The organism is Enterobacter cloacae complex sp. 277I4, assembly GCF_050031465.1.
Classification (GTDB): Bacteria; Pseudomonadota; Gammaproteobacteria; order Enterobacterales; family Enterobacteriaceae; genus Enterobacter; species Enterobacter cloacae.
Genome location: NZ_JBLGWC010000001.1, coordinates 1,831,383 through 1,844,878, shown reverse-complemented (window position 1 = coordinate 1,844,878; position 13,496 = coordinate 1,831,383). Strand labels below are relative to the sequence as shown.

General features: G+C 56.3%; 15 protein-coding genes, 1 pseudogene and 1 riboswitch. Of the genes and pseudogenes, 10 read left to right on the top strand and 6 right to left on the bottom strand.

Annotated features, from left to right (window positions below):
* Positions 1-2 precede the first annotated feature (2 nt).
* The 3 genes from ACQG19_RS08800 to rutG are packed head-to-tail and all read left to right on the top strand — an operon-like array spanning position 3 to position 2,447.
* The gene (locus ACQG19_RS08800; protein ID WP_013097197.1) at positions 3-593 is read left to right on the top strand and encodes a malonic semialdehyde reductase; all 591 of its coding nucleotides are present in this window, start codon (positions 3-5) and stop codon (positions 591-593) included.
* 9 nt (positions 594-602) lie between these two features.
* Positions 603-1,097, top strand: coding sequence for an NADH-dependent FMN reductase RutF (gene rutF / locus ACQG19_RS08795; RefSeq protein ID WP_246931460.1), 495 nt, complete (start codon positions 603-605; stop codon positions 1,095-1,097).
* 21 nt (positions 1,098-1,118) lie between these two features.
* Entirely contained in the window at positions 1,119-2,447 is a 1,329-nt protein-coding gene (rutG, locus tag ACQG19_RS08790; protein ID WP_013097199.1) for a pyrimidine utilization transport protein G, read from the top strand.
* A gap of 35 nt (positions 2,448-2,482) precedes the next feature.
* Here rutG and ACQG19_RS08785 read toward each other — a convergent pair whose 3' ends face one another.
* On the bottom strand, positions 2,483-3,376 hold the full coding sequence (locus ACQG19_RS08785; RefSeq protein WP_038419076.1) for a DMT family transporter: 894 nt from the start codon (positions 3,374-3,376) through the stop codon (positions 2,483-2,485).
* Between the two features lie 120 nt (positions 3,377-3,496).
* Positions 3,497-3,667, bottom strand: coding sequence for a general stress protein (locus tag ACQG19_RS08780; protein ID WP_013097201.1), 171 nt, complete (start codon positions 3,665-3,667; stop codon positions 3,497-3,499).
* Between the two features lie 391 nt (positions 3,668-4,058).
* On the opposite strand from ACQG19_RS08780, the gene wrbA reads away from it, so the two are divergent.
* Together wrbA and ACQG19_RS08770 are read left to right on the top strand one after the other, a co-directional pair.
* Positions 4,059-4,655, top strand: coding sequence for an NAD(P)H:quinone oxidoreductase (gene wrbA, locus ACQG19_RS08775; protein WP_025755888.1), 597 nt, complete (start codon positions 4,059-4,061; stop codon positions 4,653-4,655).
* An 18-nt stretch (positions 4,656-4,673) separates the two neighbouring features.
* Positions 4,674-4,901, top strand: a complete 228-nt coding sequence (locus ACQG19_RS08770; RefSeq protein WP_008499832.1) for a YccJ family protein — start codon at positions 4,674-4,676, stop codon at positions 4,899-4,901.
* A gap of 32 nt (positions 4,902-4,933) precedes the next feature.
* Here ACQG19_RS08770 and agp read toward each other — a convergent pair.
* Positions 4,934-6,175, bottom strand: a pseudogene (gene agp / locus ACQG19_RS08765) (bifunctional glucose-1-phosphatase/inositol phosphatase).
* Positions 6,176-6,327: 152 nt separating this feature from the next.
* On the opposite strand from agp, the gene ACQG19_RS08760 reads away from it, so the two are divergent.
* Positions 6,328-6,771: a winged helix-turn-helix transcriptional regulator gene (locus tag ACQG19_RS08760; protein WP_045902799.1), complete on the top strand. Its 444-nt coding sequence runs from the start codon at positions 6,328-6,330 to the stop codon at positions 6,769-6,771.
* 125 nt (positions 6,772-6,896) lie between these two features.
* Positions 6,897-7,691 (top strand): SDR family NAD(P)-dependent oxidoreductase, encoded by a 795-nt coding sequence (locus ACQG19_RS08755; protein WP_013097205.1) that lies wholly within the window; start codon positions 6,897-6,899, stop codon positions 7,689-7,691.
* A 1-nt stretch (position 7,692) separates the two neighbouring features.
* Here ACQG19_RS08755 and ACQG19_RS08750 read toward each other — a convergent pair whose 3' ends face one another.
* Positions 7,693-8,052, bottom strand: a complete 360-nt coding sequence (locus ACQG19_RS08750) for a winged helix-turn-helix transcriptional regulator (protein ID WP_013097206.1) — start codon at positions 8,050-8,052, stop codon at positions 7,693-7,695.
* A 100-nt stretch (positions 8,053-8,152) separates the two neighbouring features.
* Between ACQG19_RS08750 and ACQG19_RS08745 the strand changes: the two genes are divergently transcribed.
* Positions 8,153-8,902, top strand: a complete 750-nt coding sequence (locus ACQG19_RS08745) for an SDR family oxidoreductase (protein WP_013097207.1) — start codon at positions 8,153-8,155, stop codon at positions 8,900-8,902.
* 1 nt (position 8,903) lies between these two features.
* On the opposite strand, the gene ACQG19_RS08740 is transcribed toward ACQG19_RS08745, so the two are convergent.
* Complete coding sequence (locus ACQG19_RS08740) at positions 8,904-9,407, bottom strand: DedA family protein (protein ID WP_222168633.1); 504 nt, start codon at positions 9,405-9,407, stop codon at positions 8,904-8,906.
* A 156-nt stretch (positions 9,408-9,563) separates the two neighbouring features.
* Positions 9,564-9,733, top strand: a riboswitch (M-box (ykoK) riboswitch).
* Between the two features lie 59 nt (positions 9,734-9,792).
* Between ACQG19_RS08740 and ACQG19_RS08735 the strand changes: the two genes are divergently transcribed.
* Positions 9,793-10,794: a magnesium transporter gene (locus ACQG19_RS08735; RefSeq protein WP_246931461.1), complete on the top strand. Its 1,002-nt coding sequence runs from the start codon at positions 9,793-9,795 to the stop codon at positions 10,792-10,794.
* 42 nt (positions 10,795-10,836) lie between these two features.
* On the opposite strand, the gene ACQG19_RS08730 is transcribed toward ACQG19_RS08735, so the two are convergent.
* Positions 10,837-11,913 (bottom strand): LacI family DNA-binding transcriptional regulator, encoded by a 1,077-nt coding sequence (locus ACQG19_RS08730; RefSeq protein ID WP_222168632.1) that lies wholly within the window; start codon positions 11,911-11,913, stop codon positions 10,837-10,839.
* Between the two features lie 269 nt (positions 11,914-12,182).
* Here ACQG19_RS08730 and ACQG19_RS08725 point away from each other — a divergent pair, with 269 nt between their 5' ends.
* Positions 12,183-13,448 carry a maltoporin gene (locus ACQG19_RS08725; RefSeq protein ID WP_246931462.1) on the top strand — a complete coding sequence of 422 codons (1,266 nt, stop codon included), beginning with the start codon at positions 12,183-12,185 and terminating at the stop codon, positions 13,446-13,448.
* Positions 13,449-13,496: the final 48 nt, after the last annotated feature.

Below are 13,496 nucleotides of genomic sequence, written 5' to 3'. Positions count from 1 at the left end.
CGATGAGCGAAGCCATTACCTCTGCCGCGCTGGATTCACTGTTCACCGGCGCACGCACCCACAACGGCTGGCTGGACATACCGGTCAGCGACGAGACGCTGCGCGAGATCTACGACCTGATGAAATGGGGGCCTACCTCCGCTAACTGTTCCCCGGCCCGTATTGTTTTTGTGCGCAGCGCAGAGGGTAAAGAGAAGCTGCGCCCCGCACTTTCCAGCGGCAACCTGGAGAAAACCCTCACCGCACCGGTCACCGCGATTGTGGCGTGGGACACGGAATTTTATGAGCGTCTGCCTGAACTGTTCCCGCACGGGGATGCGAAGAGCTGGTTTACCACCAGCCCAGCGCACGCTGAAGAGACCGCCTTTCGCAACAGCTCCATGCAGGCTGCTTATCTCATCTTTGCCTGTCGCGCCCTGGGGCTGGACACCGGCCCGATGTCCGGTTTCGACCGGCAAAAAGTCGACGAAGCCTTTTTCACCGGCACGCTGCTGAAAAGCAATCTGCTGATCAATATCGGCTATGGCGATGTGGGCAAACTCTACGGCCGTCTGCCGCGCCTGGCCTTTGAAGACGCCTGCGGGCTGGCGTAAGGAGCCATCATGACGACACCCGATAAACAAACCTTTCGCGATGCCATGGCCTGTGTGGGCGCGGCGGTCAATATCATCACCACCGACGGCCCTGCTGGCAGAGCGGGCTTCACCGCCAGCGCCGTATGCAGCGTCACCGACTCGCCCCCGACGCTATTGGTGTGTCTTAACCGCGGCGCGTCCGTCTGGCCGACGTTTAGCGAAAACCGCACCCTGTGCGTCAACACCCTGAGCGCCGGACAGGAGCCACTCTCCAACCTGTTTGGCGGCAAAACGCCGATGGAAGATCGCTTCGCCGCTGCCCGCTGGCAGACGGGCAAGACGGGCTGCCCGCGTCTGGAGGAGGCGCTGGCCTCGTTTGATTGCCGTATCAGCCAGGTGGTCAGCGTCGGCACCCACGACATTCTGTTTTGCGACATCGTGTCCATTATCCGCCACCCCGCCCCGCAGGGGCTGGTGTGGTTTGACCGCGGCTACTACGCGCTTATGCGACCCGCCTGTTAACCCTTCTTAAGGAAGCAGCTCATGGCAATGTTCGGATTTCCCCACTGGCAGTTGAAATCGACCTCTACAGAACCTGGCGTGGTCGCGCCGGATGAACGGCTCCCGCTCGGGCAAACCCTGGTGATGGGCGTCCAGCACGCGGTCGCCATGTTTGGCGCAACGGTGCTGATGCCGATGCTGATGGGCCTTGATCCCAATCTCTCCATTCTGATGTCGGGTATTGGCACCCTGCTGTTCTTTTTTGTCACCGGGGGGCGCGTGCCCAGCTATCTGGGCTCCAGCGCCGCCTTTGTCGGCGTGGTCATCGCCACCACCGGGTTTAACGGTCAGGGGATCAACCCCAACCTCAGCGTCGCCCTCGGCGGCATTATCGCCTGTGGTCTGGTCTATACCCTGATTGGCGTCGTGGTGATGAAGATCGGAACACGGTGGATCGAGCGAATGATGCCGCCAGTGGTTACCGGCGCAGTGGTGATGGCGATTGGCCTGAACCTGGCGCCAATTGCCGTGAAGAGTGTCTCCGGCTCGCCGTTTGAGAGCTGGATGGCGGTGATCACCGTGCTGTGTATCGGTCTGGTGGCGGTATTCACCCGCGGCATGGTCCAGCGTCTGCTGATTCTGGTCGGGCTGATTGTGGCCTGTCTGATCTACGCCCTGCTGGCCAATGTCTTTGGTTTCGGCAAGCCTGTCGACTTTACCCTGCTCCATCAGGCTGCCTGGTTCGGTCTGCCGCAGATCACGTCGCCAACCTTTAACACGCAGGCCATGATGCTTATCGCCCCTGTCGCGGTGATCCTGGTGGCGGAGAACTTAGGGCACCTGAAGGCCGTGGCGGGCATGACCGGGCGCAGTATGGATCCGTATATGGGGCGCGCGTTTGTCGGGGATGGCCTGGCGACGATGCTCTCCGGGTCGGTGGGCGGCAGCGGTGTCACCACCTACGCCGAGAACATTGGTGTGATGGCGGTAACGAAAGTCTACTCCACGCTGGTGTTCGTGGCGGCGGCGGTCATGGCGATGCTGCTCGGCTTCTCACCAAAATTTGGTGCGCTGATCCACACCATTCCCTCGCCGGTCATCGGCGGCGCATCGATTGTGGTGTTCGGGTTGATTGCCGTGGCGGGAGCGCGCATCTGGGTACAGCATCGCGTCGATCTCAGCCAGAACAGTAACCTGATTATGGTGGCGGTCACGCTGGTGCTGGGTGCAGGTGATTTTGCCCTGACGCTGGGCGGATTTACGGTTGGCGGGATTGGTACGGCGACCTTTGGGGCGATCCTGCTTAATGCCCTGCTGAGCCGCCGGAAAGGGGATGAAGCGCAAGGGGAAGCCATCACCCCCTCCACCTGATATAAAGGCCCCTTACTTGCCGGGTGACGCTGCGCTTACCCGGCAATCGCCTTACGTCTTTTTTTGAGCTTTAGCTCACTCACCAGCACCCCAACAACGATAAACGCCGCGCCGACCAGCGCCAGCAGCGGTAAGCGTTCTCCGGCAATGCGTCCAAAAATCCCCGCCCAGACCGGTTCACCGGTGTAGATCACCGTCGCCCGCGTCGGCGACACGCTGCGCTGTGCCCAGTTCATGGTCACCTGAATAATGGCGCTGAAAATACCCAGTCCCAGTGCCACCACCACCAGCCCGGCAGACATCGGCGGAACCGACTCCCCTGCCGGAACCATCGTCGCGAACGCCACCAGCGACGCCGTGGCAAGCTGTACCACCGTGACGCGCTTAACGTCGACCTTCCCGGCCCAGGCGCTAATGAGGATAATTTCCGCGGCAATCGCAATGGCTCCCACCAGGGTAATGATCTCGCCCGGCCCCATTGCCAGCAGGTTATTTTCCGGCCCGGCCAGCAAAATCAGGCCGATGAACGCCAGCACAATACCAATGCAGGACATCACACCCGGCAGGCGTCCCAGACACAGCCATTGCAGTAACGGCACCAGCGGCACATACATGGCGGTGATAAAGGCCGATTTACTGCTGGAGATTGACTGTAACCCCCACGTCTGCAGGCTATACCCCATGGCAATCGCCACGCCAATCGCCACCCCGGCCTTGAACTCCTGCAGGGTCAGTCCGCGCAGGGTTTTCAACGAGATCAACCCCACGGCAATCGCTGCCGTCGCAAAGCGCAGGCCGACAAAGAAGAACGGATCGCTCAGGGTGACCGCATACTGGACGGCGAGAAATGTTCCGCCCCAGAACATGGTGATCAGAATGAGGATCGCTTCCTGAGGTTTGACGGAGAAGGTAAAACGAGAAACAGACATGAGGCACCAGAACGTAGAATGAAGGGACTAGTGTGCGATGCCTTTGATTGCAGTTCAATGTTACAGAAATAAAAAAACCGCCGGGAGATCCCGGCGGCAGAGGTCTTTCAACCCGGCGACTTACTTATTACCGCCATGGCTGTTTTTACCCCCTTTTTTGCCAGCCTCAGATGCGCGCTGAGGGTCATTTTTAAAATTACCCCCGCTATGCTGGCCACCTTTACGGCCTGCTTCTGATGCTCTTTCACGATCTTCGGCGAAATTACCTGAACCACCACGATGGTTTGCCATCTCTAACCTCCAGTATGTGAAACATTAGACATCATATTGCATTCAGTAAAAGAGGATTCTTTCACCTCGCGGCTCAAGGACAGCGCCTTTATCTGTGCCGCGTGAAACTAAGCTTAGTGGACTGAGGGTATCCGGCAAGCTGTAGTTAATATTCTGCAACAAGATCTCAGTCTTTTGGGTGAGAAAACGCGGCGGTCATTCATAAGCCTTTCTTATCATTTCAAAAATCGTCGGCGGTAAAAATGTTTCATTTTGCTACAAGCCGCGATGGTCAGCATATTGTTATAAATCAAAGAAATGCCGTTCATTTTTGCAGTCTGGCTGTGATGTCATATCTTTAAATGAACGCAGCGATTCGCTGTCAGAAAAAACAAACGAGGAGTGATGCAAAATGGCTAAAGTTCTGGTGCTCTATTATTCCATGTATGGACACATTGAAACCATGGCTCACGCGGTAGCAGAAGGTGCAAACAAAGTGGACGGCGTGGAGGTTGTGGTAAAACGCGTACCGGAAACCATGCAGGCAGAAGCGTTCGCCAAAGCCGGAGGAAAAACCCAGAATGCGCCGGTCGCCACGCCTCAGGAACTGGCGGATTACGACGCCATTATCTTCGGCACCCCCACCCGTTTTGGCAATATGTCAGGCCAGATGCGCACCTTCCTCGATCAGACGGGCGGGCTGTGGGCCTCTGGCGCACTGTACGGCAAACTCGCCAGCGTGTTCAGCTCCACCGGGACCGGCGGAGGCCAGGAACAGACGATTACCTCAACCTGGACTACCCTTGCTCATCATGGGATGGTGATTGTACCGATTGGCTATGGCGCGCAGGAACTGTTTGATATCTCTCAGGTACGTGGCGGCACACCTTACGGTGCAACCACCATTGCCGGTGGCGATGGATCCCGACAGCCGAGCAATGAAGAGCTCGCTATCGCCCGCTATCAGGGTGAATATGTCGCGGGTCTGGCCAAAAAACTGAACGGCTAACTCAACAGGAGGACAAGCATGCCAACTCAAGAATCCAAAGCTCACCACGTGGGCGAATGGGCAAGTTTACGCAATACCTCTCCGGAGATCGCCGAAGCCATTTTTGAAGTCGCGAAATACGACGAAAAACTGGCAGAGCAGATTTGGGAAGAAGGCAATGATGAAGTGCTGGTACGCGCCTTCGAAAAAACGGACAAAGACTCGCTCTTCTGGGGTGAGCAAACCATCGAACGTAAAAACGTCTGAGCGTTTCCCCCCGCCTGCGCGGGGGGATTATCTTATTTCGCCGCGTCGTTCATCACCGTATTAAATTTATCGATCGGGCAAAAACCGTTCGCATCCACCGGACACCCCTTCAGTTCCAGCGTCACGCGCTGCGCCGGAGACTGCAGCGACAGCACGCTGGCGTTACGCAGCTGCTCTGAGCTCTGATACACATACTCAATTTTCATCAGCTCGCGGTTGCCGTTTTTGTCGTGCCAGCGCTGGAAGACAATTTTGCCGCCGATTGGGGTGCGCTCCTGCTGGTCATGCAGCTGGTACGGCTTGAAGTCCAGCGCCGTCAGCAGAGAGGCAATGTTGGAGTCATGCCCCACCAGCAGGGTGATTTTCGGCGCTTTTGCCTGATCGGTCACCAGGGCGTTATCGATATACTTCACCAGCGGTTTGGCGACGTTTTGCGCCACCTCGGTTGAGGTAAACAGCGAGTCCTGATATCCGTTTTTCAGCTTCGACAATACGCGCCACTGCTGGTCGGTTTTAATCTCTCCCCAGGCCACCTAGTCGGCCGGGAAGCCTTCGTAATACTGCAGCGTGAACGCATCCACCAGCGAGTTGCCCACTTTCAGCGGCCCGGAAACGCCCGGTTCTTTTTCGTAGTCGGCGCTGAAGGTATCTTTCGCGTCTGCCAGTGAACAGACTTTTTTCTCTTTGCACGACGGTGAATCGGCGTAGTTCGTCATCTGCTCCAGCAGCTTATAGCTTTCGCCAAGCTGCATTTTCTGCCGCTCGGACTCCATCGCCTTGAGCGCTTTTTCGCGGAATTCCAGTGAGTTATCGGTAATCACCGGGTTAAAGGTTGGGTCCATGGTGCCCATTTTGTCCTGATGGTGCACAGGCACGTCGCAGCCCGGGAAAGCCCCGGTAATGAAGAACTGCGCGGTGGCTACGGTGCGCTGCAGGCTGTTGGCGTAAGCATAAACGCTCTCCGCCGGTGGACATTCTCCCGTCTTCACCATCCCCTGCTGGGCCAGCCACTCGCGCATGTAGTGCCCCATGTAAACCTCCAGCACGCCACCTTTGGTGGTGAGCTGACCGCCCGGCACTTCCCATTCAGGCCATTGCTTTGGCGTGGACTGCTCCAGCACGCTGCCGTTATTGGCGAGCGGTGCGCGCAGGTTGTGACGGCTCATAATTAAAACTTGCTCCAGCTGATACCCTTCCGGCGTCTCTTGCGCCTGCACCCCGGAGGCTGCTGAAAAGAGACCGGCTACGGCCACCGCGAGTAGTGCTTTTCTCATCCCTAATTCCTCACTCGTTTTAAAATGTCGCGTTCAGTGTGACAGATCCGTGACAATTTTCCGGGAAGCATTTCTCAAACTGATGAATAACACGCTTACCCGGTGAGCAGATTAGTTTTATAATAAAACTACATACGCCCGGAGATTTGCCTGTGAAACGCACCCGTCTTGAAGAGAGTACCTGCCCTGTCGCCCGTTCGCTGGATATCATCGGCGACTGGTGGTCGCTGCTGATTGTTCGCGACGCATTGCGCGGGATTAAACGCTTCGGCGAGTTCCAGAAAAGCCTCGGTATCGCGAAAAACATGCTGACCGCGCGGCTAAAACTGCTGGTCGATGAAGGCATCCTCCGGCTCCAGCCCGCCTCCGACGGCAGCGCCTGGCAGGAATACGTTCTGACCGACAAGGGACGCGCACTCCAGACGGTGCTGGTTGCCCTGTCCCAGTGGGGCAATGAATTTTTGTTTGCGGAAAACGAATGCGGCACCGTTCTCATTGATAGCGAACAGCGCAAACCGCTGCGTAAACTGCTGCTTATCGCCGATGATGGCCGCGAACTTACGCCTGAAGAGATCGTGGCTAAACTTCCCTCCTGATCGTACCCGACGGCAAAAGCACAAAATGACCACCAATATAGTTGCATTATAAAACCAAATAGCAGACAGTGAATTCAGTTTCATATTGAAACCAAATAACCCACTTTGCTTTGAGGTAACACACGATGACTACGCAAATCACTACCGCCCTGATTACGGGTGCCTCTTCCGGGATTGGTGCCGTCTATGCCGATCGCCTTGCCGCGCGCGGCGCTAACCTGGTCCTGGTCGCCCGCCGCGAGGATCGGCTGCAAACCCTCGCCGCCGACCTGCGCGCGCGCTATGGCGTGACCGTCGATATTCTGGTGGCCGATCTCACCGATGAAACCGGGATCCGCGCGGTAGAAGACGAACTGCGTAGCAATACCGCCATTGATGCGCTGGTTAACAACGCCGGCACCGCGCAGATGGCGCCGTTCCTTGCGGGTGATGTGGCCCAGCATCAGGCCATTAACACCCTCAATACCACGGCGCTGATGCGTCTGACCTATGCGATCCTGCCGCGCCTGGCGCAGAATAACCACGGTACGCTTATCAATATCGCCTCGGTGTTGTCCCTGCACGTACGTGCCGGCAGCGCGCTGTACAGCGCCACCAAAGCCTGGGTGCTCAGCTTTACCCGTGGGTTACAGGAGGAGTTTGCCGACAGCAATCTGCGTATTCAGGCCGTGTTACCCGCCGCAACGGCAACAGAAATCTGGCAGCATTCCGGCGTGACGGTGAACGATCTGCCGGAAGGCTCGGTGATGACCACTGACGATATGGTGGATGCTTCGCTGGCGGGTCTGGATCAGGGCGAGCTGATTACCATTCCGCCAATGCATGATGCCAGCCTGTGGGATCGCTACGAAACGGCACGTCTGGAACTGTTTAACAGCGCCCGCACCGGCATACCGGCGCCGCGCTATGTAAAACAGTAGGCTAACGCTCAAGCTGGTCGCCGTACTCACTCATCCAGGCGGCCAGCGGCGAGAGCGCCCCTTGCAGGGTCAACCCCAGCCCCGTTATCTGGTACTCCACGCGCGGTGGGATCTCCGGGTAAACCGTGCGCGACACCAGCCCGCGCTGTTCGAACAGCCTGAGCTGCTTCGTGAGTTCTTTCTGCGTGATGGGGGCGGTAGCGCGCAGCAGATCGCCAAAGCGTACCGGCGCATTGAGGATAATCAGGCGATAAAGAACAGGGATCGCCCACTTCCCGGAAATCAGGTTCACAAACTGCGTCATCGGGCAGACATAAACCTCAGAATTTTTTTCACAACGTATATCGAGCAATTCCGCCATAGCACACCTCTTGCCGCATTAGTATCCAATTGGTACCTGGTTTCCTTTCGATACTAACGTTTCTATAGTGCTTTCTCCAGAGACATTTCAGGAGAAGAACATGGGTCGTTTAGCAGGTAAATATACGCTGATTACCGGCGGAACCAGCGGCATTGGCCTTGCCACTGCGCAGGTGTTTCTCGCCGAAGGGGCGCATGTCGCCGTCACCGGTCGTAACCCGGAAACGCTCGCCGAAGCAGAGCGCATTCTGGGCGATAAGGCCTGGGTGATCCCGACCGATGCGGGAGATATTGCTTCGCAAAAAGCGCTGGCGGAGACGCTTGCCGCCCGCTGGCCACGCCTGGACGCGGTGTTTCTCAACGCCGGCGACGTGACGCACGCACCGCTGGAAGCGTGGCAGGAAGAGGCCTGGGATCGTCTGATGGGCATCAACCTGAAGGGACCGTTCTTTTTAATTCAGGCGCTGCTGCCGCTGCTGAATAATCCGTCCTCGGTGATCCTGTGCGGCTCCGTAAGCGCGCGCATCGGCCTGCCCACCAGCAGCGTGTATGCCGCGAGCAAGGCCGCCCTGCTGTCGCTGGCACGCACACTGTCGGCAGAGCTGTTACCGCGCGGCATTCGCGTTAACGGTCTGAGCCCCGGCCCGGTAGAAACCCCGGCCTTTACGAAAACGGGCTTAAGCGAAGAAACGCTTAACGCGATGATGGCGGAGATCATCAAGCTTGTGCCGCTGGGCAGAATGGGCTCGACGACGGAGCTGGCAAAAGCCGCGCTCTATCTGGCCTCCGACGAATCCAGCTACACGGTAGGAACGGAACTGCTGGTCGACGGCGGAATGGGAAGTTTGTAACTTAAAAGGCGCTGATGCCGGTGACAATGCCGACATACAGCGCCGCCCAGACGGCGGCAGAAAACAGGCTGACCGCGTAAACCTTCACCCGGTTGAGCCTGAGCATGCCCGCCGCCAGCGGCACGATATAGCGCAGTACCGCCAGAAAACGGGCGGTGAAGAGCACCAGCACGCCGTTTTTCTGTAGCTGATGCTGCACCCGCAAAAATGTATCGGCATGTCTTGAGGTAATGCGCGTCACCAGCGGCGTATGCCCCATCAACTGACCGATATGATAGTTCAGCAGCGAACCGAGCGTGGCCCCCATCACCACCGCCAGCCACGTCAACGCCGGATGCAGGCTCGCCTGGCTGACGGTGATCCCGGTCAGCAACATCACCGAGGCGGGCGGCAGCACGGAGGAGATCAGCACCGTGGATTTACTCAAAGCCAGCACGAAGAGCAGCGCAAAGAGATGCGTCGGATAATGCGCAAAATGATTGAGCAGATTGTCAAACCACGCCACCTTGTTCTCCTCGTGAATATTTACCTTCTTATTAAAGTCGAGCAAGTTTAAATAAAGACTCAACGCGTCATGAATAATGAATACATAAACATTCCCTAAACATTTTTTAAATTCCAGAGCGGGAAAATAAAATAAGCGTATTATCCCGCTGGTTTACAACGATCTCGTTATGGCGAGGCTCCTGTACAAATACACGTTATCGCTCTGGCAGGTTCGAGAGAACCCGCACAGGGTAAAACAGGCACTGTCGAATCAAGGCTTTGTCAGTATAACTTCCCTTACGGGATACGGTGTACAGTGCTGAACCCAGGACGTGGGGATCTCCTCTTCGACATGCCCTGTCTTGCTCGCCCCTGAGAGATTTTTTATTCAAAGGGAATTCACTATGTCTTACGCTATTCACAACCAGAACCCGGTATTCAATGACAGCGCCATCGCGCAATATAGGAATACCGATTTTATTGTCCTCGATATTTCATTATGCGTGGCGCTGGCGCGCGAGCAGTTTTTCGAAAAATTAAAAGACGATGATATTCCGTCGCATATTTTCATTGAAGATCAGGGTCGCCTGGCAGGCATGATTGCGGTACGCAAATTGCTGCAAACCACCGATACCGTACAGCCGGTAAAATCGCTGATGCTGTCGCAATTTCTGCAGGTCAAACCGGAAGATGAGCGGGCCGATGTCGCCGGACTGCTGGCTCACAGCGGTGCGGATGTAGTGCCTGTTGTCACCCACGGCAAGCTGGTTGGCTGCCTCACCGAGCGCGAAATGGCTCACCTGCTGGAAGACGATGTCACCGAAGATGCCCAGCGCCAGGGGGCCACGCTGCCGCTGGAAAAGCCCTATCTGGAGACCAGCGCCTTCAGCCTGTGGAAAAAACGCTCCGTCTGGCTGCTGCTGCTGTTTGTCGCGGAAGCCTACACCAGCTCGGTGATCCAGCACTTTGAAGAGGCGCTGGAGTCCGCCATTGCGCTGGCATTTTTTATCCCGCTGCTGATTGGCACCGGCGGGAACAGCGGAACGCAGATCACCTCCACGCTGGTGCGCGCCATGGCGCTGGGTGAAGTGCATCTGCGCGATGTCGGTCGCGTACTTTGCAAAGAGATGACCACCTCACTGATGATTGCCGTCACGCTCGGTATTGCCGGGTGCATCCGCGCATGGATGATGGGGATTGGGCTGGAAATTACCCTTATCGTCAGCCTGACGCTGGTGTGCATTACGCTGTGGAGCGCCATAGTCTCGTCCGTTATTCCCATGGTACTCAAGCGCTGCGGCATTGACCCGGCCGTCGTCTCCGCGCCGTTTATCGCGACGCTTATCGACGGTACCGGGCTGATTATCTACTTCAAAATCGCCCAGTATACGCTGGGGCTGGAGTAATCTTGCGAGCACCTCTTTCCTGTGATTGAGGTGCTCACTCCGCTACACATCACCCAGTTGATGCGCAATCTCGCGCAGCTGCTGGGCCAGCGCCTGGAGGTTTTTTACCTTCTCCCCTTTCGGCCCGGTGGACTGTCGCACCACCAGACGGGCAGGTAAAATCGAAGACATGCGCAGGGCACTCTCTTCGCCGCTGTCCAGAATGCGGCGCACCGCCTCTTTGCCCTGCAGATCTAAATCCAGTGAGACCGTCGTCAGCGCCGGGTAGAAGAACGAGCTTTCGTAGGTATCATCGTAGCCAATCACCGACTTCTCGCCAGGAATGGAAATCTGCTGCTGGTGGAAGGCGCTCAGTACGCCCAGCGCCATCTGGTCGTTGGCCACCAGTACGGCGGAAAACTGCGGCGTTTCGCGCAACATCTGCAGCGCACCGGCATACCCGCTCTGCGCATCCCAGTTGCCGCGGATCACCGAAGCGGGCTCCAGCCCGTAACCCTTCAGGGTTTCGATCCAGCTTTTTAGCCTCAACTGTGCCGACACAGAGGACTCCGGCCCCGCCAGCAGGGCGATGTCGCGATGGCCCAACTCGTAAAGGTATTTAACGCTGGCGCGGGTCCCATCCGCCGGGTTAAACGAAACGTTAAACACAGAACTGTACGGGTCGACGTCCAGGAAAAGACAGACGATATCGTCGTTGTCGGTAGCGATTTTCTGCGCCTCTTCGGCCTCCAGAGGCACGTTAATGATCACCTTGCTCACCAGCTGGGACTTCAGTTCGTTGATAGAGTCCTGAATACTTTGATTGACGTTCTCATCTATCATCGAGATCAGTACCTGGTATCCCTCCACGTTCGCATAGCGTTTTACCGCTGCCGCCACCTGAGAAGGCGCGTGCAAAGCCAGTGAAATGGTCACCAGCCCGACGGTCTGACTCTGCTTGCCTACCAGTTGCTGGGCCAGGCGATTCGGCACATACCGCAATAACTCTATGGATTTCTCAACCTTGTGGCGCGTGGCCTCGGATACATTGGCAGATTTATTCAGTACCCTGGACACGGTCTGATAGGAGACGCCTGCATGGCGTGCGACGTCCTCTAACGTTGCGCTTTTCGACTTCATGGTCCGGTTCCTTATGTTGTTATGCGATGATTGTAACAGGGGCGCTGTAAAAAAACGCTCACCGCCCTCACTTCGCAGACATGACACCATCAAAAAGTATTACGTTCACAATGCCATAATTTGTGGCACAGCTCATCACTCGTAACAAAATTGTCTATTTTATTTGCAGTTAATCACACATTTAGGATCGTTCAATTGCCAGCCAGAAGGTTTAGGCATTTTATGACAGCGGATTTGTGAACGTATTACAAAACAATAAGAGGGTAACAATGAACACGACGATCCGCTCTGTATCCGTTGCGCTGGCTGCCGCGTTAGCGTCTCCATCGCTGTTTGCTGCGTCTTCAGTACCGATTGATTTTCATGGCTATCTTCGCTCCGGCGTGGGCGTCTCACGGGATGGTGGGATGGAGGAGTGGCAGAAGAATAAAATAGGCCGTCTGGGTAACGAAGCCGATACCTACGGCGAGCTGGAACTGGGCTCTGAGGTCTACAAAAAGAACGACGTGAGCTTTTATCTCGACAGCATGGTGAGCATGGTGTCTGACGGCTCTAACGATAACGAAACCACCTTTGGCGACGACGCTCAGTTTGGCCTGCGTCAGCTTAACCTGCAGATCAAGGGGTTGATCCCGGGCGATCCGAATGCGGTTATCTGGGGTGGGAAGCGCTATTACCAGCGTCATGATCTGCACATCATTGACACCAAATACTGGAACATCTCGGGATCCGGTGCAGGTATTGAAAACTATACGCTCGGCCCTGGCGCGGTCTCCGTGGCCTGGATCCGCGGCGATGCCAACGACGTGGACTACCGCGTTGACGGTGATAACGACGTGAACATTAATTATATCGATCTCCGCTATGCGGGCTGGAAACCGTGGGCAGGCGCGTGGACGGAAGTGGGTATTGACTATGCCATGCCAAACCCGACCAACAAACAGAAAGAGTATGGCGGGCTGTACGATGCCGACAACGGCGTGATGGTAACCGGAGAGATCAGCCAGGACATGCTGGGCGGCTATAACAAGCTGGTGCTGCAGTATGCCAACAAAGGTCTGGCGCAGAACATGGTTTCCCAGGGGGGCGGCTGGTACGACATGTGGAACTATGTGAACGATGCCAGCGGCTACCGCGTGATTAATACCGGCTTAATTCCCATTACCGATAAGCTCTCCTTTAACCACGTCCTGACCTGGGGCTCGGCGGATGACACCACGCAGTATACCGATAAATCGCGCCTGATTTCGCTGGTGGGCCGCGCGCAGTATCAGTTCACCGAATATGTGCGTCTGATTGGTGAAGTGGGCGGGTTCTACCAGAAAGATACCTATACCGACGGTTCAAACTACAAGCAGAGCGGTGAGAAGTACACGATCGCCTTAGGTCTGGCGGACGGACCTGATTTTATGTCACGTCCCGAGCTACGGGTGTTTGCCTCCTACCTGAATGATTCCGAACATGGGAAATCCTTCGAAGACGGCACCGCCAGTAATACCTGGAATTTCGGCGTGCAGGTTGAAGCCTGGTGGTAATATTTATTTCTAAAATGCGTTAATCGTTATTGTATCTCCAACAACTGG

Coding starts and splice junctions, on each gene's coding strand:
- ACQG19_RS08800 (WP_013097197.1), top strand. CDS start 3: ATGAGCGAAGCCATTACCTCTGCCGCGCTGGATTCACTGTTCACCGGC.
- rutF (WP_246931460.1), top strand. CDS start 603: ATGACGACACCCGATAAACAAACCTTTCGCGATGCCATGGCCTGTGTG.
- rutG (WP_013097199.1), top strand. CDS start 1,119: ATGGCAATGTTCGGATTTCCCCACTGGCAGTTGAAATCGACCTCTACA.
- ACQG19_RS08785 (WP_038419076.1), bottom strand. CDS start 3,376: ATGTCTGTTTCTCGTTTTACCTTCTCCGTCAAACCTCAGGAAGCGATC.
- ACQG19_RS08780 (WP_013097201.1), bottom strand. CDS start 3,667: ATGGCAAACCATCGTGGTGGTTCAGGTAATTTCGCCGAAGATCGTGAA.
- wrbA (WP_025755888.1), top strand. CDS start 4,059: ATGGCTAAAGTTCTGGTGCTCTATTATTCCATGTATGGACACATTGAA.
- ACQG19_RS08770 (WP_008499832.1), top strand. CDS start 4,674: ATGCCAACTCAAGAATCCAAAGCTCACCACGTGGGCGAATGGGCAAGT.
- ACQG19_RS08755 (WP_013097205.1), top strand. CDS start 6,897: ATGACTACGCAAATCACTACCGCCCTGATTACGGGTGCCTCTTCCGGG.
- ACQG19_RS08750 (WP_013097206.1), bottom strand. CDS start 8,052: ATGGCGGAATTGCTCGATATACGTTGTGAAAAAAATTCTGAGGTTTAT.
- ACQG19_RS08745 (WP_013097207.1), top strand. CDS start 8,153: ATGGGTCGTTTAGCAGGTAAATATACGCTGATTACCGGCGGAACCAGC.
- ACQG19_RS08735 (WP_246931461.1), top strand. CDS start 9,793: ATGTCTTACGCTATTCACAACCAGAACCCGGTATTCAATGACAGCGCC.
- ACQG19_RS08730 (WP_222168632.1), bottom strand. CDS start 11,913: ATGAAGTCGAAAAGCGCAACGTTAGAGGACGTCGCACGCCATGCAGGC.
- ACQG19_RS08725 (WP_246931462.1), top strand. CDS start 12,183: ATGAACACGACGATCCGCTCTGTATCCGTTGCGCTGGCTGCCGCGTTA.